Raw genomic sequence first — 19245 nt, 5'->3', positions numbered from 1 at the left:
TTCACATATCGGAGGGCCGCTGGACGGGCTGATGCTGGCTCTTGAAGATGAGCGTGGTCTGCAGGTGCACGATCTCGGGCCGTACCAGGAACTTCTCCAGGCACAGCCGGTGCAGGTGCTCGGCGTCGGCGACCGCGACGTGGACCAGGAAGTCCTCGGCCCCGGCCACGTGGAAGAGCGTGATCGTCTCGGGGAGCGACAGCACGAACGCGCTCAGCGGGTCGACGAGCTGGCTGGTGTGCGGCCGTACCCGGAGGGCGAGCAGCGCCTGCAACGGGCGGCCCAGTCTGGCGATGTCGACCGAGGCGCGGAAGCCGGTGATCACCCCGCGCCGGCGCAGCGCCCGCACCCGTTCGAGCGCCGTGGAGGGGGCGACGCCGAGCCGCTCCGCGAGATCCTTGTTGGGCAGCCGGGCGTCCCGCTGCAGCTCGGCCAGAATGGCCAGGTCGATCGAATCAAGTTCGGCGTTATGCACCAGTATCGCCCTCCGATTCGGCAAGACTAGCCGTACGCCGACGATAACCTCACTATTCCGGGATATGTGGAACTTTGAGGAGTTCGCCGAGTCGGCCGGTGTCACGGTCGAGGAACTGACCGCCTACGTGGCGGACAGCCAGCGGGGCGAGGCCCCCGTGGTCCGGCGCAGGCCGCCGGGCGAGCTCGCGGACCGGCTGCGGCTGCGTGAGCTGATCGCCAAGGGCGGCATGACCCCGGAGTCGTACCGCGACTTCCTGCGCGCCTACCTGGCCGAGGGCACCCGGCTGCACCACCCGGCGTACCTGGCCCACCAGACCGCCTCCCCCGATTTCCCTGCCGCGCTGGCCGACTTCGTGCACGGCGCGATCAACAACCCGATGAACATCTACGAGATGGGCGCGTCCGCGGCCACGGTCGAGTTCGAGGTCCTGCGCTGGATGCTGGACAAGGTGGGCTTCCCGGCCGGCGGCGGGGTGCTGACGCACGGCGGCTCACTGGCCAACCTGACCGCGATGCTGGCCGCGCGGGCGCGGGTGGCGCCGGAGGCGTGGGAGCGGGGCGTGCCGGACGACCTGGTGATCCTGGCCCCGCCGTCGGCGCACTACTCGATCTCGCGCGCGGTCTCGATCCTCGGGCTCGGGCAGCGTGCGATCGTGCCGCTGGAGACGGACGAACTGGGCCGGATCGACCCGGCCAGGCTGCCGGACATCTCCGGCAGACGGGTGATGGCGCTGGTGGCTGCGGCCTGCGCCACCGGCACCGGACTGCACGACGACCTGCTGGCGATCGGCGCGTGGTGCCGCGAGCGCGGCGTGTGGTTCCACGTGGACGGCGCGCACGGCGCCTCGGCCCTGCTGTCGGACCGGCACGCCCACCTGCTCGACGGCATCGAGCTGGCCGACTCGGTGATCTGGGACGCGCACAAGATGCTGCGCGCCTCCGCCCTGACGGCTGCGGTGCTCGTGCGCAGGGAGAGCGACCTGGACGCGGCGTTCCGGCAGGAGGCCAGCTACCTGTTCTACGGCGAGCAGGGCTTCGACCAGATCCGCCGCACGGTCGAGTGCACCAAGGCCGAACTCGGCCTGAAGATCTTCCTCAACCTGGCCTGGCGGGGCGAGCAGGGCCTCGGCGACTACGTGGCCTCCCGGTACGACACCGCCCACCGGTTCTGGGAGCTGGCCGGGGAACGGCCCGGGTTCACGCTGCCGTACGAGCCGGAGAGCAACATCGTGTGCTTCCGCTACGGCGACGGCGACCAGGCGGTGATCCGCGAACGGCTGATGAGCGACGGCACCTTCCACCTCACCTCGACCGAGCTGGCCGGGGTCCGCCACCTGCGGGTCACGGTGATGGCCCCGGCCACGGACGACGCCACCCTGACCGCGCTCCTGGACGAGATCGAGGCGGTCAGCGGCTGATCAGCCGCAGCGCGGCGGGGGCCGTGGCCGGCACCGCCGGGGAGCGCGGCGCGACCGGGGCCAGGGGCCGGTAGGCCGAGCCGAGAGGCGGCCGCGGGTCGGGCTCACCCGCGTTCGGCCAGAACGCCATCGCCCGCTCGGCCAGCGCCGTGATGGTCAGCGAGGGGTTGACGCCCAGGTTGGCGGCCACGGCCGACCCGTCCACGACGTGCAGCCCCTCGTACCCGTAGAGCCGGTGGTAGGGGTCGATCACGCCCTCGTCCGGCGAGGCGCCGATCGCGCAGCCGCCCAGGAAGTGCGCGGTCGCGGGGATGTCGAACAGGTCCAGCCACGACCCGCGCGGCTCCCCGCCGACCTCCTCGGCCCCGATCCGCACGGCCTCGTGCCCCGCCGGGATCCAGGTGGGGTTCGGCTCGCCGTGCCCCCGGGCCGAGCGCAGCCCGAACCGGCCGGACCGTACCGTGATCGAGTTGTCCTTGGCCTGCATGACCAGCGCGATCAGCGACCGCTCCGACCAGCCGCGCAGGTCGAGCAGGCGCAGCGCGTGCAGCGGCCGGCGCGCGGCCTCGCGGGCGAACGCCTTCCACCGGTTGCGGCCGCCGTCGATCAGCAGCGTGCGCAGCAGGCCCATCGCGTTGGAGCCGTCGCCGTAGCGGACCGGCTCGATGTGCGTCTCGGCGTCCGGGTGGATCGAGGAGGTGATCGCCACCCCGGTGTTGAACTTCTCGCCGCCGCGCGACAACCGCTCGAAGCCGAGCAGGGCCTCGGAGTTGGTACGGGTGAGCGTGCCCAGCCGGGGCGAGATCCGGGGCAGCGTGCCGTCGTCGCGCAGCCGGTGCAGCAGCCGCTGGGTGCCCCAGGTCCCGGTCGCGAAGATCACCTGCCGGGCGGTGAAGAGCCGGCGCTGCCGGGCCGAGCCGGTCCGCCGGGCGAGGACCTCGTACCCGCCGGACGGCAGCGGGCGGACCGAGGTGACCGTGCACTCGGCGTAGACCCGGGCACCCGCCCGCTCGGCCAGGTGGAGGTAGTTCTCGGTGAGCGAGTTCTTGGCGCCGTGGCGGCAGCCGGTCATGCACTGGCCGCACTCGACGCAGCCGCGCCTCTCGGGACCGGCGCCGCCGAAGTACGGGTCGACGCCGTCCGGCCCGAAGTAGACGCCCACCGGGGCCAGGCGGAAGGTCGCGCCCGCGCCCATCCGCTCGGCGATCTTCAGCATCACCTCGTCGGCCGGGGTGCGGGTGGGGTTGACCGTCACCCCGAGCATCCGCCTGGCCTGGTCGTAGTAGGGCGCCAGCTCACCCTTCCAGTCGGTGATCGAGGCCCACTGCGGGTCACGGTAGAACGGGTCGAGCGGTTCGTAGAGCGTGTTGGCGTACACCAGCGACCCGCCGCCCACCCCGGCACCGGCGAGCACCAGCACGCCGGTGCCCTTCTCCCCCCGGAGCAGGTGGATCCGCTGGATGCCCTTCAGCCCCAGCCACGGCGCCCACAGGAAGTCGCGCAGCCGCCAGGAGGTGGCGGGCAGCGTGGACCGGTCGAAGCGCCGCCCCGCCTCCAGCACCGCGACCCGGTGGCCCTTCTCCGCCAGCCGGAGCGCCGAGACGCTGCCGCCGAACCCGGAGCCGATGACGACGACGTCGAACCCGGTCACTTCACCCTCAGCCACTTCATCACCTTGAGCGTGGTGGCCAGCAGGTCCGCCCACGCCTCCTGAGACAGGTCGAACGGCGGCTCCAGGCGCAGCCAGGACGCCTGGGAAGCCACGGTCTGCGACTCGGTGTAGCGCAGCAGGCCCTCCGCGCCGTGCCTGCGGCCCAGGCCGGACGCCTTCATGCCGCCCATCGGGGCGTCGTAGGAGGCGTACGCGGCGCCGTACCCCTCGTTGATGTTGACCGTGCCCGCCTTGATCCGGGCGGCGAGCGCGCGGCCACGGGAGGCGTCGGAGGTCCAGACGGCGGCGTTCAGGCCGTAGGCCGTGTCGTTGGCCAGCTCGACCGCCTCGTCGTCGGTGGCGAACGGGTAGAGCGACACCACGGGACCGAACGTCTCGTCGCGGCACAGCTCCATGTCCTCGGTCACGCCGGTGAGCACGGTCGGCTCGAAGAACAGCGGGCCGAGGTCGGGCCTGGCCCTGCCCCCGGCGAGCACGGTCGCGCCTCGGGCGACGGCGCCCTCGACGTGCCGGATGACGGTTTCGAGCTGGTGGCGGTGGGTGAGCGAGCCCATCTGGACCGACCAGTCGCGCCCGGCCCCGAGCTTCAGGTTGCGCACCTGACGGGCGAAGCGGTCGGCGAACGCCTCGAACAGCGACGTGTGCACGTACAGCCGCTCGATCGACAGGCACAGCTGTCCGGCGTTGGCGAAGCAGGCGCGGATCGCCCCCTGCACGGCCAGGTCCAGGTCGGCGTCGTCGAGCACGATCATCGGGTTCTTGCCGCCGAGCTCCAGCGAGCAGCCGATGAGCCGCTTGGCCGCCTCCTCGGCGATCTTCCTGCCGCTGCGGGTGGAGCCGGTGAACGCCACGTAGTCGGCCCCGTCGAGCAGCGCCTCGCCGATCTCTTCCGGGTCGCCGGGCGTGATCTGCCAGAGGTCGCGCGGCATGCCCAGCTCCACCAGCAGGTCCACGGCCCAGCGGGTGGACAGCGTGGTCTGGGTGTCGGGCTTGTGCACGACCGCGTTGCCCGCCAGCAGCGCGGGCACCGCGTCGGTGACGCCCAGCGACAGCGGGTAGTTCCACGGCGAGATGAGCGCGACCACGCCCTTGGGCCGGCGCAGCTCGCTGACCCGGGTGGCGATCGGGAAGACGCCCTTGCGCCCCTGCGGGGCCAGCAGGCCGGGCGCCCGGCGGGCGTAATAGAGCACGCAGCCGGCGACGTCGAGGACCTCCTCGAAGGCGTGCGAGCGGGCCTTGCCGGTCTCGTCCTGGAGCAGGTCGAGGATCTCCTCGCGCCGGTCCAGGATCACGTCGTGCAGCCGCAGGAACGGCTTCACCCGCTCCGCCGCGGGCCGCGCCGCCCACTCGGCCTGCGCCGCCCGCGCCTTCCGGTACGCCCCACGGACGTCGTCCGCGCCGGCCAGGGGCAGCTCGGCGAGGGGTTCGCCGGTGAACGGGGCGATGATCTGCCGGGTCCTGCCGGCGGTCACGTGCATGCCAGAAGGATATTCGGGTTGGCTACCGACGGGTAGTTATGGAGAACCAGACGTGGGGGCGGGTTTGGTATGACCACCATCCCTCGACCCGGGCAGCTCGGGGGACCTCATGGGTGCCTCGTAGGCGACGGGTTCATCCAGCCTTCCCGTCCAGGATCTGCCCAAAGGCGTCGGCGGCGGTCGCAGTCAGCATCCACGCGGTTTCATGGACGGTCCGCTTCGCACGGTCGGTACGACGGACGAAGCCCAGACCGGCAGCGGCGCACAGCTCATACATCGTCTTGCCGCATTCGCATGTATGCGAGATCACCCGGATACGCGACGCCCTGGAGAAGGGTTCGTGCCAGGTCAGCTTGGTACGGCCAGGCCAAGGTGGTCCGACGTGCGGGCCGTGGAAATCAGCGAGTTCGTCGGCCGCCATGCCACCAATTCCTTCCCTGGGGAGCCGCCTCGACGGCTGGCTGCTGCTACCGCCATCATATCTAGCTTCCTCATAGTTCACCATGGTGAAGTATAGTTACTCCTGGGTATCTCGGGTTCTTCAAGGTGATCTATCGTTCGCTCGTGATCGAGTGGCGTCTGAACCAGCCCAAGTGGGTCCAGGTGGCGAACATCATCAAGGAGCGGATCGCCGCCGGCGACTACGAGGTTGACACGCCGGTCCCCAGCGAGCATCAGATCGTGCAGGAATTCGGCATCGCTCGAGGGACGGCCCGCAAGGTTCTGCAGCGACTCCAGGAGGAAGGGACCATTTACTCGGTCCGCGGCCTCGGCTCCTTTGTCTCGCCACCCAAAGAGATTGATCAGTAAGACTCGGGCGAGCCAGTTACGCGAAACGCCCTGGTCCAAGCGGCGACGTCCGCGCGGACGGCCAGAATACCACGCTGTCCCTAGTTCGACGACCTTGTATTCCGCGACTTACGTACGCATGGTTCCGCCTCTGATAGCTTTACCTGCCGCTGCTGCGCCCTGGGCACCGACACCACTCGCGACCCCCACGCCGCAGACCTCACAAGCGGCCCCGCTGCTGTGCCCTTGGCCACTGCTGCCAGCGCTACCTGTCCCCGCTGACCATCCAGTACGTTCACGCCCTGCTTCGCACAGCCCTGGAGCGCGCTGCTCGCGAAGACGACCTCGCGCCTAACGTCGCCCGCAACGTCCAAGTCCCCGCTGCCGTCAACAACGCACCGAACCGGCCGAAGCCCGCATCTTCCTCGATGCCGCCCAAGGCTTCCGTCTGCATACCCTGTTCGATCTCGCGCTGCGCACCGGCATGCGGCGCGGCAAACTCCTCAGCCGGCGCTGGAGCGACTTGCCGGACTCCGCAAGAGCCGCTTTCACGACCTGAGGCATTCGTGCGCCTTACTCCTGCTTGATCAAGGAATTGCTCGGTCACGCCCACATCGCGTTCACCGCCGACGTCTACGCCTACGTCCGACTCCGCCTCCAACGCGATCATGGAACGCATGTCCGGCGCACTCGACGAGCAGCCCGAACCGTAGCCGTCAGAAAACGATCACGCCAGCGTAGCCGTCAACGAAGCTGTCAAACGTCGTTCGGCGCCTCATACGAGACTCCTGCAAGTGCGCCGAAATTTGTTTATAGGTCCGCGAAATACTGCGCCACGTCGTAATTACCGATCAGTCTCGCCAACCCGAGTGGAGACCGACCATGGTTATTCTCCTTGAATGGATCAGCTCCGAATTCACGCAGGATGGAAATCAACTCCCCTCTTCCTCGGGAGTTGAAAACCGCAACAAACAGCGGAGTATTTCCGTAACGATTCACCGAATCAACAGAAGCGCCATGATCCAGCAATGCTCTCGCAGCATTCGCGTTCCATTCCTGGGCTGCAAGATGGAGCGGAGTAAAGCCATCACGGTCGGGGAGATCCACATTTAGCCCTTCTTCTGCCAGAAGAGCAACCCGATCGGCATCGCCTACAAAGGCGGCCTGATGCAGCTCAGACCGCCCGTCTCGGTCGATCATCGCTAACAGTGACTCTCGTATTGATGGCTCATATTGTTGTACGGATCCTCGATCTGGTAGTGGTCTGGGTTGTTTTGACTGGCAATGAACTCCTCTCGGGACAAGCCTTTCTCTCGCGCCAGATCACGAGCTCGCCAGTATTCATGGCCGGGCTTGTGTCCATAGTGGAAGGGACCCCCCTTCGGAATGATCTGACCCGTGTTGGGGTCAATAAAGTCACCATTTGCATCCGTCGGTGCAGCACCCTGGATGGCCCGCTTGGTCTTCTCCCAGAGCGAGACTCGATCGTATCGAGAATCAGGATCAAGAGGGTTCGAATTAGGCAGGAATCGACCGTCCGGCCCCCGCTCCCGTCCGCCAGGACCACTGTTGTGGACAAGGATAGCTTGGTCCCCGGCCACGACATAGTAGGTGTGGAAGTCGTCGATGGTCAGGTTGTGGACGCGCTGGGTGGCGGTGCGGTGCTGGATGGCGCTGATCTGGACGTACGTGCCGGCCGAGGTACGCAGCCACGCGCCGGCCTCAAGTTGTCCGGCAGGGACCCATTCCTTCAGGGCGGGCAGCCAGAACGGGTGCTCGGCGGTGGCCTCGACGACGTCGGCCGCGGTGCCGCGGTCGCCGTCGAGGTCCACGGTGATGCGGACCAGGTGCTTGCGACCGTGACTGCTGATCAGCGCAGTAACGGGCTGAGCCTCCATGCGGCCGGTGCCTGGGTCGGCGGCGAGCACATGGTCGCCTACCTTGACGTCTTCGATGACTTTGCGGCTACCGTCCGCCATGAGAACCGGGGTGCCGGGGACAAAGCTGTTGGGCAAGCAACTGTCCAGCCCTTCATCCGGCAGCGGGTCGGACGGCAGGTCAGGGGCCACATCGTCGATGATGTCCTCGACGATCGACTCGGTCGTGGTCTCGGTCGCCTCTTCGACGATCTCGCGATACGCCGGGCTATAGCCTTCATCATGACCTGTGCCGACGTTGTAGTAGCCTGCCTCCGGACCATCGCGGTCGCTACCGGTGCAGGGGCCGGTGCGACATCCCTTGTCCTTCTGCCCCTGCCGCCCCGCCCGTTCATCCCTGGGCGTTGGCTTACGGTCTTTCGGAGACTTGATCGTGGGTTTCTTTTTGTCTTTACCTTTCGATCCCACCGGATTTTTCTTAGGTTTTTCTTCGGGCTTCTTCCCCGTGGTAGGCTTGGTTTTGGGCTTTTTAGGCACTTTGACTGCCGTCTTGGGTCCCCTCTTTCCATCGCTTTGCTTCTTGGACTTGGGCTTCTTCTTTGGCGCGTACAGGTAGCGCTTGTTCCCCTTCTCGCGCTGTAGACGGTTGGCGTTGTCCCTGTCCAGGGCCTTCTTGCCGCCCTGGGAGGCGCTTTTCTTGCCTCCGCCCTTGAATACCTTCTTGAATCCCGCCTTGATCGCTCGCTTGGCGGCGCCCTTGGCCCATCCAGCCGGCCCGGCCAAGTCACTCGCCGCGTCGATGGCTTCCACCGCCCGCCAGACGGGCTTCCAGTTCTTGGCGTTGTAGCTGCCGATACCACCGCCACCGCCACCGGCGCCGCAACAGTCCGGGGCGTGTCCGGACGGGTCGCCGTTGCCCAGAGGCGCTCCGTCGGCATACGAGTAACGGTTGGCCCGGGTAGACGGCTCCGGCTCCAGCGTCCAGTCATCACGCGAGGCAAACCCGCCCGTACCAGGCTGGTACCAGCGTGCGTGCATGTTCACCTTGCCGGTGTCAGGGTCGGTGTACTCGCTCTGGTAGCCGAGTGAACGCCGGCTTCCGGTGCGGGCTATGGGCTCCCCGAACGGGTTGTACGCAACCGAGTCCGCGAGGCTCGTTCCCGTGTAGGTCGCCACGACATCAGCGTGATAGTCCGTCATAACGCCAAGCGCCGGCGATGCCCCTTCCTTCATGCTGAGCACGCGACCATTCGGATCACGCCCGTACCTAGCTGTTACGGTCCCGCTGCCGTCCGCCACCGTGACTATGTCATTCTCGAGTCCGGAGTAGGCGAAAGTGGTTTCTTCCGCCCCTTTCCTGCGAGAGACGAGACGGTCTAGCGCGTCGTAGGTGTATATGACGTCACCCTCGGCCACCAGGCGATCGAAGGCGTCGAAGGTCATGTTGGTGGTGACACCACCAGTGGATGTGGTGGCCAGGGTGCCACGCGCGGTGTAGCTGTAGTCGGTGCCATCGCCGGAGACGAGCCGGTTCCGCTGATCATAGGCGTAGCTCTTGTCTCCAGCTCCAGTTCGGTTGCCCGCCGCGTCCCAGGTGTAGGCGGTGACTGTGCCGTCGGGCGCGGTCCAGGACGTCAACCGGCCGACGTGGTCATACCCGTACGTATTAGCTCCGGCCCCGGCGGTGCCGGTGGTGCTCTTGGAGGTGAGGTTGTCGTCCTTGTCCCATCCGTAAGCGATCTTCGCCAGTTGAGCGCCGCTGCTGCTCTTCAGCGTGTGCGTCTCCAAGCGGTCGAGCGCGTCGTAGGTGAAGGTCTGGCTGTTGGCCGGGTTGCTGGAGTTCAGGGATGTGAGCCGGTCGTCACTGTCGTAGCCATAGGAGAAGGCCCGCCCGGTCACCGGGTCCGTCGCCGTTTTCAGCCGTTCGTTGTCGTCCCAGGTGAAGCTCGTGTTGCCCGAAGTGTCGGAACGGGTCATCGGGTTGCCCAGGGCGTCGTAGGTGAAGGCCGCCATCTGCGCCGAGTTGCGGGTGACTCTGGTGAGCAGGTCCCGGTCGTTGTATTCGAGGCCGTAGTCGCCGATGACGATCTGCCTGCCTGCCGCGTCGTAGCGGTAGGTCCGCTCCGGCGTGGCGACCGAGGCGCCGTGCCCCGTCTCCTTGGAGAGGCGTCCCAACTCGTCGAACTGACGGTCGATGCGGACGCCGCCGGGCTCCGCGAGGGATGTCAGGTTGCCTTCCGCGTCGTAGGTGTGCAGCCAGGTACGGTCCGCGAGGTCCGGGTGCGCGGCCGTGGACGGTTCGATGAGCGATTCCACCAGGCGGAGGCTGTTGTAGGTGGTCCATACTGTGTTGCCGCGACCATCCGTCGTCCGGGTGCGGTCACCGACCGCGTCATAGCCGAACGATGTGGTGATCGACTCGTTCGCCGATACAGGCTCCTTGAGTTCGACGAGTCGGCCGGTCTCGTCGAATGACCGCTCCGTGACCCGGCCTTCGCCGGACGTCGTGCTGGTCAGGTTGGAAGCGGCGTCGTAGCCGTAGGCGGTGCTCCGGATCACCCTGCCGTCGGTGCCGAGATCCTTGAGCGCAGTCAACTGGCCTGCCAGGTCGTACTCCGCAAGGCTCGCGTACCCCAGAGGAGTCGTCGTCTTCGTGACGCGGCCCGCCAGGTCGTAGGTGGTGACGGTCTTGTTACCCATCGGATCCGTGAGCTGCGTGACCTCGCCGGCCGCGTTGCGGGTGAACAAGGTGGGTTGGCCGACCGGCGGCGCCAGCTTCTCCAGGAATCCGGCGTCGGTGTAGGTGAGCTTCGTGGTGTACGCCGCCGCAGACGGATGCCGCTCTATCTCGGTCCGTGTGATCATCCGGCCCAGGTCGTCGTACGTTGCCTCGGACCTTGCGCCGTTGGGGTCGACCTCGGCCAGAGGCTCGCCGACCCGGTTGAACTCGCTGGTCCACTGTCCGGGTAGCGCCCCGTTCACGGCCGGGTCGGTGACGCGCACCTGGTTGCCCAGGGCGTCGTATTCCATGGTCGACAGCTGGCCGCTGCGGTCCGTGACTCTCATGAGACGGCCGGCCGCGTCGTAGCCGTAGGTCTCCTTGGGGATGATCTGGGTACCGCCGGGCGGCGTGTAGGCGGGATCGATGACGGCGGTGACCCGACCGGCCCTGTCGAACGTGGTCGTGCTCAGCCGCCCTTCGGCATCCATGACGTGCGACCGCTGCCCTGCGCTGTCATGACCGTAGCGGGTGGTGGGTCGCAGTCTGTCGGTGCCGGTGGTTCCGGCGCGCTCGACCTGGATCTCCGGCAGCTTCCTCTCCACGAGGCGACCGGCAGCGTCATGACGATCCGAGGTGGTGAATCGCTCGGGGTCGCCGCCTGCGACGTTCCCCCGCGGCTCCGTCGTCGCCGTCACCAGGCCCCGGTCATTGACCGCCCACGTGGTGGTGAGGTCATCGTCGCCATTCTCGACCGTGCGGCGGACGAGCTGGTTTTCCTTGTTGTACGAGTACTCGACACTCTCCGCGCGGGAGGTGCCCGCCGCCGTGAGCGTCTGCTTCGTGACGTTACCGTTGGCGTCGTAGACATTGGCGATCTTGCGCGCAAGCCTGGCCGTGTCGAAGGTGCTGGACGTGAGCCGGTTGGCCGCGTCATACACGTATGCAGTCTGTGCGCCCGGGGTGGTCAGGGTGGCAGGGTTGCCCGCAGCATCGTAAGTGAGCTCCTCCAGCACCACGTCCCTCGTGGTGGAGGAGCCGTTCAGCTTGACGCCAGTGCCGATGACCTGGTGCGGCAGGTCGTCGTTGTAGTACGTGAAGGAGGTCTTGCGCTCCATCGCGTCCACCCGGCTCGCGAGGCGGCCGACGGGATCGTAGCTGTACGACGCCAGCACGATCTCCCGGGCCGGCTGCGGATTCACTGGGCTACCGGTCCAGTTCTTCAAAGTGCGGCTGGCCAATTCACCGCGTTTGGTGTAGGTGTAGCCGAACACCGAGCCCAGTTCGTCGGTAACCTCGACCTTGGCACCCACCTGGTCCCAGGTGTAGCGGATGACGCCGCCTTCCGGTCCTGTGACCGTTTCCGTGCGTCCCCGGGTGTCGTAGGTGTACGTGATAGTCCGCTCAGGGTCACCGCCCGTGAGGTCGACTACAGTGTCGGTGAGTTTGTTGCCGTCAGGGTCGTAGGTGTAGCGGGTCTGGCTGGTGTGCGTCTTGCCGGTGATCTCGTTCTGGACGGGGGCACCGGTGTGGGTGCGCAACCGTCCCAGGCCGTCGTAGGTAAAGGTCGATCTGACCCCATCCGGGAAGGCATCCGAGTACTCGACGCGTGCGGTGGGTCTACCGATCGAGTCGTACTCGTAGACCGTGCGCATGCCCTCGGGTTCGATCTGCTCCGCGAGATCCCCGGCGGTCGTGTACTTCTGCGTCCACACATTGCCGCGGGCATCCGTCCTGGTCTTCACCAGGCCGGCGGGCGTGAACCCACCGCCGACGGCCGGCTCCGTCCCGTCGGTGTACGCGGTCGACACGGACCAGCCGGCGGGGAAGTCGGGAGTGAGAGGTGCGGTCTGCTTGGTCTCCTCGCCGTAGGAGCTGTACTCCCAACTGGTCGCCCTCGCCTTGTCGGTGCTCGTCGTGCGCGGGTCCCAGCTGGCGAGCAGCAGGTCGTTGCGAGCGTCGAAGGGGTCGGCCGCGTTTAGGTGATAGGAGTAACGGCTCCACTGGCAAGAGCTGGAGGTGCGGCAGGTCCGCCGTTGGATGACGTTGCCGCGTGCGTCATTGTGGGTCTCGACGACGTTGTTGTTGGCGTCGACGGTGCTGAAGAGGAAGCCGCCCGTGTCATAGGAGTAGGTGGTCTTCTTGCCCAGCTGATCAGTCCGGGACATGAGCCGGTACCCGCGCCAGGCGTCGTGCACGTACTTGAGCGTGCCCTGGTGGGGGTCGGTGACGGTAACGGTGCTCATGCCGGTCGTGCGGTTGTACGCGGGCTCGCCTATTTGCCAGGTACCGCCGTGCTCATCGGTGTGCGTCTTGACCCGGTCAGTGACGGCGTCGTAGACGTTGGCGGCCCAGACGCGGCCCGAAGGCAAGGTGATCTGGGCGAGCTTGTACGGTGACTCCGCGCGGGCCGCGTAGTGGCCCGCGACCTCACCGGCGGACAGCGGGCGGTCGTAGACAGCCATCTCGTCCAGGAAGGCCGCGATGCCGCCGGCCTTGAGTTCGGGCCACTCCATCGGGTCACCGACTGTCCCGTTGAGGGTGCCGACCTGCTGTCCGTCCACGTACAGCGTCTGCACATCCTTGGCAACGGTCAGAACCACATGGTGCCAGGCGTTGTCGTTGACCGGAGATCCAGTGGTGATGGGTGTGGAGGTCGGCTGGAACGCGGCCGAGAGGCGGCCGTTCGCGAGCACGCGCAGCACCGGGTGCTGCTGAGTTCCCCACTCGTTCTCAGCATTGAGCACGGCGCCGGTGCCCGTGGTTTTCACCCAGGTCTCCACGGTCGCCCACGTGCCCGCTCTCGGAAGGAGCGCGTAGGGCAGGTGCAGCTGCGACGCGGAGCTGATCTGGACGGAGGTGTCGGGGGTCCCGCTCAGCGCTCCCGGTTTACCGAAACCGACACCCGAGTAATACAGGGTCTCGCCGTTCCATCCCAGGTCCTTGCCTTCGGAACCCCCGGTCTCACCAAGCCGCCAGTAGCTCATTGGGTCGGAGTCCAGTACTGCGGTCCTGTACAGGGAGCCGGACGCATGTCCATAGAGGACGCATTGCTCAGCCGGGTCGCAGACCCTCGCTAGGACGTCACCGTTGTAGTGGTAGGTCCAGGAGAGCGGCACACCACCGACAGCCGCCGTGGAGACCGCAGTGACGTGCTGCCCGGTCCAGGTGAAGCTCAGCGTACGGCCCCCGGCGCCGTCGCCTCAGCCAGCTTCCCGTCGGTGCCGTAGGCCAGCGTCTGGGAACGTCCGCGGCTGTCGGTGATTTTGGTCAGCCGTCCATCGGCGTCGAACAGATACGTGGTGGACGACTTGTCCATTAGAGCCCAGCCGGTGCAGGTGGCGCCGGACGGGCAGGTGGGCGACCGGCTCGCGTCCGCGAGTGTGGCGTGCAGGCCTGGCGGCGGCTGGTAGGTGCCGTCGCCTTTTGCCGCGAAGCGGATCTGGCGCCCATCCGGATAGGTGACGAGCAACGCCTCCCGGCCTCGGATGTTCTCCGGCAGGACCTTCATGTCCCATCGGGTCGACCAGCCGGCACCGAACGCCCCGCTGCGCCTGGGGTCCATGCTGTTGTAGGACCTCACCACCGACAGCGGTGGACCTACGCCGGCGACCTCGGCGTCGGTGAACGTGGTGGTGTAGTTGCCCGCGAGTTGGTGGAAATCCTGGCCGTTGGCCCCCCGTGTGGAGAGCCGTGAGGTGATCATGGGCTGGCGGACCCCGACAACGAACGTCCGGATCGGCGACAAGGCGCTTTCCCCGCCGATGACGGACGCGTCCATGACTTCCAACTGCCACCAGTACTGGCGCCCCCAGGTGAGCAGCCCATCTTCCGGCGTCCACTGCCCGGTCTCACCGCAGCAGTCCTCTCCCTGGGGCAGGCAGTTCTCCATGTCGGGGGTAGTGCAGATTTCCCAGCGGTAGCCGACCGAGCTCCCGGGCCACGTAGTGGCCGCAGCGGAGAACGTCGGTTGCGTGGTCATCAGCTGAATGCCGTTCTCCGGAGCGAGCGAGATGATCTCCGGAGCAGGAGGCGGAGGACAGAAGCCGATGAGCATCCATCCGGTGGGACTCTCCTCCGGAGGATGGGAATTGAGGCTGCCGGAGATGTTCTGCGTGGCCTCCCAGACGCGTCCGTCAGAGGCCACGCGGGTGCCATAGGCGACGTAGGTATAAGCGCGCCAAGGGGAGTAGGTGCCGCACGGTGGATCATCCAAGGCCTTCACCGTCGATGGCGTCGCGTCCCTTTTCGGGGATTCCTGTTTCGTCCGGGTGACGGTGTCGCGGTCTTCCTCCGGAAGAGCATTCTTCGACGGTTCAAATCCGGCCACGACCGTGTGCATAGCGTCGGTCGGCGCGGTCACGGCAGTGGTGACGAGTGATGGGGTTCCGCGGCCCGATCCCCATTGCTGCTTCGGTGTTTCGAGTTCAATGATGCGAGCGCCATCTGCCCAGGTCGGTTCGGCCTCAAGCAGAAGAAGGCCAGGTAATGTCAGTGTCAATGTGGCGAATGCAATAACGCCTACAAGACGGCATGTACGGACCCACGACAGAAAAGCACGCATGCGTCGTCACACTCCGAACCATCATAAGAGAATCAGACGGAAGGCGTACGATACGCCGCCTCGCATACCATTTGACAAGTGGGCTCGAAGCGGTTGGTCACTGGATACGAAGAGCGCATAACTTGCGCCTTCAGGACCAACAAGATCTAATTTTTGCCACAGATGGTTGCTTTGTGTAACCTGGCAACAGCGTCTGAAGAAGTGTTATTGGCACAACTACGGGCAGAGATATGAGACCGCATTACGTGCCAGCACATTTCCCCATCACGTTCCAAACCACAAGGGGCATGACGCGGTGGCCGTCGGAAATCGGTTCATATCCGAAAGACTTAGATCTGACTCATATAGTTCTGGAGTCTGACCAACAGAAAATAACATTGAACGATCAAGGGGACAAGATTCATTTTTTGTACCACATCGGTACGGAATGTGACTTACCCAAGAAGTGGTGAACGTCGTACGTGCGGGGGAGTCCCTCTGGTGAGAGCGCTCACTGCACCCATCGGCCTCGATGGGGCTTCGTGACAGGGCGGTGCCAGGCCGGTGGGATCGCCGGCTGAACCGGTCACCCCCGCGATCCGTTGTGGGGGCATGAAGACGCTCACCGTGGCCGCCGTCCTCGTGACGGCTCTCGCCGCCTGCACCTCGGCGCCCCCCGCCGCCACGCCCAGCACCCCGCTCGGGCAGGTCCGCCTGGTCTCCTACAGCGGCTGCGACGAGTTGCTGGCCGGGCTGCGCGAGAAGGCGGCCGCGAACGTGGGCCCGTGGGGCTTCGCCGGCGCGCCGATCATGTACATGGAGGACGCCTCGGCGGCCAGGGACAGCGCGGTCAAGCAGACCCCCGACCACTCGACCACGAACGTGCACGAGGCCGGCGTGGACGAGCCCGACCTGGTCAAGACCGACGGCGACCGCGTCTTCACGGTCGGCGGCGGCGTGCTGCGGGTCATCGACGCCGCCACCCGGAAGGTCACCGCCTCCCTCGACCTGGGCACCGGCGACCGCGGCTACGCCCCCGCCGACCTGCTGGTCTCCGGGGACCGGGCGCTGGTGCTGCTCCAGGGCGGCGGCATGGTGACCAGCCGGGTCGCGGACGGCTTCGCGCCGCCGGGCGAGACCCGGTACGTGCTCGTCGACCTCGCCGGCGAGCCGAAGGTGATCGGCTCGATCAAGCCCGAGGGCGTCCACGTGGACGCCCGCATGGTCGGCTCCACGGTCCGGCTCGTCACCCGGGGCCAGCCGGACATCGCCTTCCCCGAGGCCAAGGAGAACGTGAGCGAGGCCGAGCGCAAGGCCGTGAACCAGGCCGTGGTGCGCGGCGCTCCGCTGACCGCCTGGCTGCCCGAGATCGAGGTCACCGACGCGTCGGGGGCGGTCAGGAAGACCTCGGTGCCGTGCGAGCGGGTCAGCCACCCGGCCGACTACACCGGCACGTCCCTGCTCACCCTGCACACGCTCGACCTGGCCCAGGGCGTCACCGCCGCCGGGTCGGACCCGATCGCGCTGGCCGCCGACGGCGACATCGTCTACGGCACCGGCGGAAGCCTGTACGTGGCGAGCAACCCGCGCTGGTGGTGGCCGATCGAGCGGGGGGCCGCCGAGCAGGCCCCGGCGACCGAGCCCGCACCGGACGAGCCGACCCCCAGCGTGCCGCCCGAGGAGACCGAGGTGCACCGGTTCGACGTGTCCGGGCCTGGCGCGCCCTCGTACGCGGCCTCCGGCAAGGTGCCGGGACGGCTGCTCAACCAGTACTCGCTGTCGGAGCACGACGGCCACCTGCGCGTCGCCACCACGCTCGGCTCGGCCGACGGCGGGACCAGTTCCAGCAGCGTGCACGTGCTCGACGCGGCCACGATGAAGACCACCGGCCAGGTCGGCGGGCTGGGCAAGGGCGAGCGGATCTACTCGGTCCGGTTCATCGGCCCGGTCGGGTACGTGGTGACGTTCCGGCAGGTGGACCCGCTCTACACGCTCGACCTGCGCGACCCGGCGGCCCCGAAGGTCACCGGCGAGCTCAAGATCACCGGCTACTCGGCGTACCTGCACCCGGCGGGAGACGGGCGGCTGATCGGCGTCGGGCAGGAGGCCAGCGGCGAGGGCAGGACGCTCGGCACGCAGGTCTCACTGTTCGACGTCAGCGACCCGGCGAGCCCGCGCAGGCTGTCGCAGCTGTTCCAGAAGGACTCGGGCTCGGAGGCCGAATGGGACCCGCACGCGTTCCTCTACTGGCCGAAGACCGGCACCGCGGTCATCCCGCTCAGCAGCCACGCCGGCGGGAAGTTCGAGACCGGCGCCACCGTACTGAAGATCACCGACTCGGAGGTGACGCGGACCGGCACGATCGAGCACCCGAGCCGCACCGAGCAGGACTACACCTACCAGCCCGGCATCCAGCGCTCGATGGTGATCGGCGAGTCGATCTGGACGTTCTCGTACGAGGGCGCGCAGGTCAACGACCTGGCCACGCTCGCCAAGCAGGCGTGGATCCCGCTCGGCTCATGACGACGGCTCCGGCATCGCCACCGGGACGATCTCGGGGGCGCCGAGCCTGATCGCGTCGGCGTCCTGGTCGGTGTCCTGTTCCTGCGACAGGCGCTCGGCCTCGATGCGCTTGGTGTAGTACTCGACCTCGCGCTTGACCTGCTCGTCGTCCCAGCCCAGCGGGCCGGCGAGCAGTTCGGCCGCCTCCTGGGCGACGGCGAGGCCGCGGTGGAAGGTCTCGATGGAGATGTGGGTGCGCCTGCTCAGCACGTCGTTGAGGTGGCGGGCGCCCTCGTGGGTGGCGGCGTAGACGATCTCGGCCCGCAGGTAGTCGTCGGCCCCGTGCAGCGGGGCGCCCAGCGCCGGGTCGGCCTCGATCAGCGCCAGCACCTCCTCGATGAGCGAGCCGTAGCGCTGCAGCAGGTGCTCGATCCTGGCGACGTGCAGGCCGGAGTCGTGCGCGATGCGGTGGCGGGAGTTCCACAGCGCCTGGTAGCCCTCGGCGCCGGCCAGCGGGATGCGGTCCGTGCACGACGGCGGCACCCGCTGGTCGAGTCCGTGGGCGACGGCGTCGACGGCGTCCTTGGCCATCACCCGGTAGGTGGTGTACTTGCCGCCGGCGATCATCACCAGGCCCGGCACCGGGTGCGCGACCACGTGCTCGCGCGACAGCTTGGACGTCTCGTCCGACTCGCCGGACAGCAGCGGCCGCAGGCCCGCGTACACGCCTTCGACGTCGTCCCTGGTCAGCGGCACCGACAGCACCGCGTTGACGTGGTCGAGCAGGTAGTCGATGTCGGCCCGGGACGCGGCGGGGTGCGCCTTGTCCAGGGTCCACTCGGTGTCGGTGGTGCCGATGATCCAGTGGCGGCCCCACGGGATCACGAACAGCACGGACTTCTCCGTACGGAGGATGAGCCCGGTGAGCGAGTGGATCCGGTCGCGCGGCACCAGCAGGTGGATGCCCTTGGAGGCGCGCACGTGGATCTGGCCGCGCCCGCCGACGAGTTCCTGGATGTCGTCGGTCCACACGCCGGTGGCGTTGACCACCTGTCGCGCGCGCACGTCGAGTTCGTCGCCGGACTCCAGGTCGCGCACCCGCACGCCGGTGACCCGCTCCCCTTCGCGCAGGAACCCGACCGCCTGGGCGCGGGGCGCCACGTGGGCGCCGTAGGTGGCGGCTGTGCGCAGGGCCGTCATCACGTAGCGGGCGTCGTCGACCTGGGCGTCCCAGTACTGCACCGCGCCGGTGAAGGCGGACTTCCGCAGAGCGGGGGCCAGGCGCAGGGCCCGTTTCCTGGACAGGTGGCGGTGGCCGGGCACGCCTCTGGTCAGCCCGGTGGCGAAGCCGAGCGTGTCGTAGAGCATGACGCCTGCCCCCACGTACGGGCGTTCCCACCCGAAGTGGGTCATCGGGAACAGGAAGGGCACCGGCCGGACCAGGTGCGGGGCGATGCGCTGCAGCAGGAGCGCCCGTTCCTGAAGGGCCTCGCGGACCAGGTCGAAGTTGAGCTGTTCGAGGTAGCGCAGGCCGCCGTGGATCAGTTTGGACGAGCGTGAGGAGGTGCCGGAGGCGAAGTCGCGGGCCTCGACGAGCCCGACCTCAAGCCCGCGCGTGGCTGCGTCCAGCGCGGTGCCCGCGCCGACCACTCCGCCGCCGATCACGACCACGTCCAGCTCGCGCGCCGCCATCGCCTCCAGCGCCGCGCTCCGCTCGACGGGGCCCAGCCGGGCCACGCCCATCACCGTCATCCGCACCTCCCAGCATTC

General features: G+C 67.6%; 11 protein-coding genes. 3 read left to right on the top strand and 8 right to left on the bottom strand.

Features of this window, described 5'->3' with window-relative positions; all coding sequences use genetic code 11:
- Position 1: 1 nt before the first annotated feature.
- Positions 2-475, bottom strand: a complete 474-nt coding sequence (locus tag OUY22_RS03775) for an Lrp/AsnC family transcriptional regulator (RefSeq protein ID WP_270153294.1) — start codon at positions 473-475, stop codon at positions 2-4.
- A gap of 64 nt (positions 476-539) precedes the next feature.
- On the opposite strand from OUY22_RS03775, the gene OUY22_RS03770 reads away from it, so the two are divergent.
- Positions 540-1895 (top strand): pyridoxal phosphate-dependent decarboxylase family protein, encoded by a 1356-nt coding sequence (locus OUY22_RS03770; RefSeq protein WP_270153293.1) that lies wholly within the window; start codon positions 540-542, stop codon positions 1893-1895.
- Here the strand turns inward: OUY22_RS03770 and OUY22_RS03765 are convergent.
- The 3 genes from OUY22_RS03765 to OUY22_RS03755 all read right to left on the bottom strand — a co-directional run bounded on the left by OUY22_RS03765 (position 1885) and on the right by OUY22_RS03755 (position 5466).
- The gene (locus tag OUY22_RS03765; protein WP_270153292.1) at positions 1885-3561 is read right to left on the bottom strand and encodes an FAD-dependent oxidoreductase; all 1677 of its coding nucleotides are present in this window, start codon (positions 3559-3561) and stop codon (positions 1885-1887) included. The two genes, OUY22_RS03770 and OUY22_RS03765, sit on opposite strands and share 11 nt — an antisense overlap.
- The gene (locus OUY22_RS03760; RefSeq protein ID WP_270153290.1) at positions 3543-5045 is read right to left on the bottom strand and encodes a succinic semialdehyde dehydrogenase; all 1503 of its coding nucleotides are present in this window, start codon (positions 5043-5045) and stop codon (positions 3543-3545) included. Before OUY22_RS03760 ends, OUY22_RS03765 begins: the two co-directional genes overlap by 19 nt.
- A gap of 133 nt (positions 5046-5178) precedes the next feature.
- Positions 5179-5466: a hypothetical protein gene (locus OUY22_RS03755; protein ID WP_270153288.1), complete on the bottom strand. Its 288-nt coding sequence runs from the start codon at positions 5464-5466 to the stop codon at positions 5179-5181.
- A gap of 143 nt (positions 5467-5609) precedes the next feature.
- Between OUY22_RS03755 and OUY22_RS03750 the strand changes: the two genes are divergently transcribed.
- Positions 5610-5855 (top strand): GntR family transcriptional regulator, encoded by a 246-nt coding sequence (locus tag OUY22_RS03750; RefSeq protein WP_270153287.1) that lies wholly within the window; start codon positions 5610-5612, stop codon positions 5853-5855.
- A gap of 789 nt (positions 5856-6644) precedes the next feature.
- Here the strand turns inward: OUY22_RS03750 and OUY22_RS03745 are convergent.
- From OUY22_RS03745 to OUY22_RS03735, 3 genes are all read right to left on the bottom strand, one after another.
- Positions 6645-7034 (bottom strand): ankyrin repeat domain-containing protein, encoded by a 390-nt coding sequence (locus OUY22_RS03745; RefSeq protein WP_270153286.1) that lies wholly within the window; start codon positions 7032-7034, stop codon positions 6645-6647.
- A gap of 2 nt (positions 7035-7036) precedes the next feature.
- Positions 7037-13417, bottom strand: a complete 6381-nt coding sequence (locus tag OUY22_RS03740; RefSeq protein WP_270153285.1) for a GH-E family nuclease — start codon at positions 13415-13417, stop codon at positions 7037-7039.
- A 188-nt stretch (positions 13418-13605) separates the two neighbouring features.
- Complete coding sequence (locus OUY22_RS03735) at positions 13606-14931, bottom strand: RHS repeat domain-containing protein (RefSeq protein ID WP_270153284.1); 1326 nt, start codon at positions 14929-14931, stop codon at positions 13606-13608.
- Positions 14932-15585: 654 nt separating this feature from the next.
- Between OUY22_RS03735 and OUY22_RS03730 the strand changes: the two genes are divergently transcribed.
- Positions 15586-17496 carry a beta-propeller domain-containing protein gene (locus OUY22_RS03730; protein ID WP_270153283.1) on the top strand — a complete coding sequence of 637 codons (1911 nt, stop codon included), beginning with the start codon at positions 15586-15588 and terminating at the stop codon, positions 17494-17496.
- Here OUY22_RS03730 and OUY22_RS03725 read toward each other — a convergent pair.
- Positions 17491-19218: a glycerol-3-phosphate dehydrogenase/oxidase gene (locus OUY22_RS03725; RefSeq protein WP_270153321.1), complete on the bottom strand. Its 1728-nt coding sequence runs from the start codon at positions 19216-19218 to the stop codon at positions 17491-17493. The two genes, OUY22_RS03730 and OUY22_RS03725, sit on opposite strands and share 6 nt — an antisense overlap.
- Positions 19219-19245: the final 27 nt, after the last annotated feature.

The organism is Nonomuraea corallina (assembly GCF_027620315.1).
GTDB lineage: Bacteria > Actinomycetota > Actinomycetes > Streptosporangiales > Streptosporangiaceae > Nonomuraea > Nonomuraea corallina.
The sequence above is the reverse complement of the archived record's forward strand: the minus strand, read 5'-3'. Positions and strand labels throughout refer to the sequence as shown.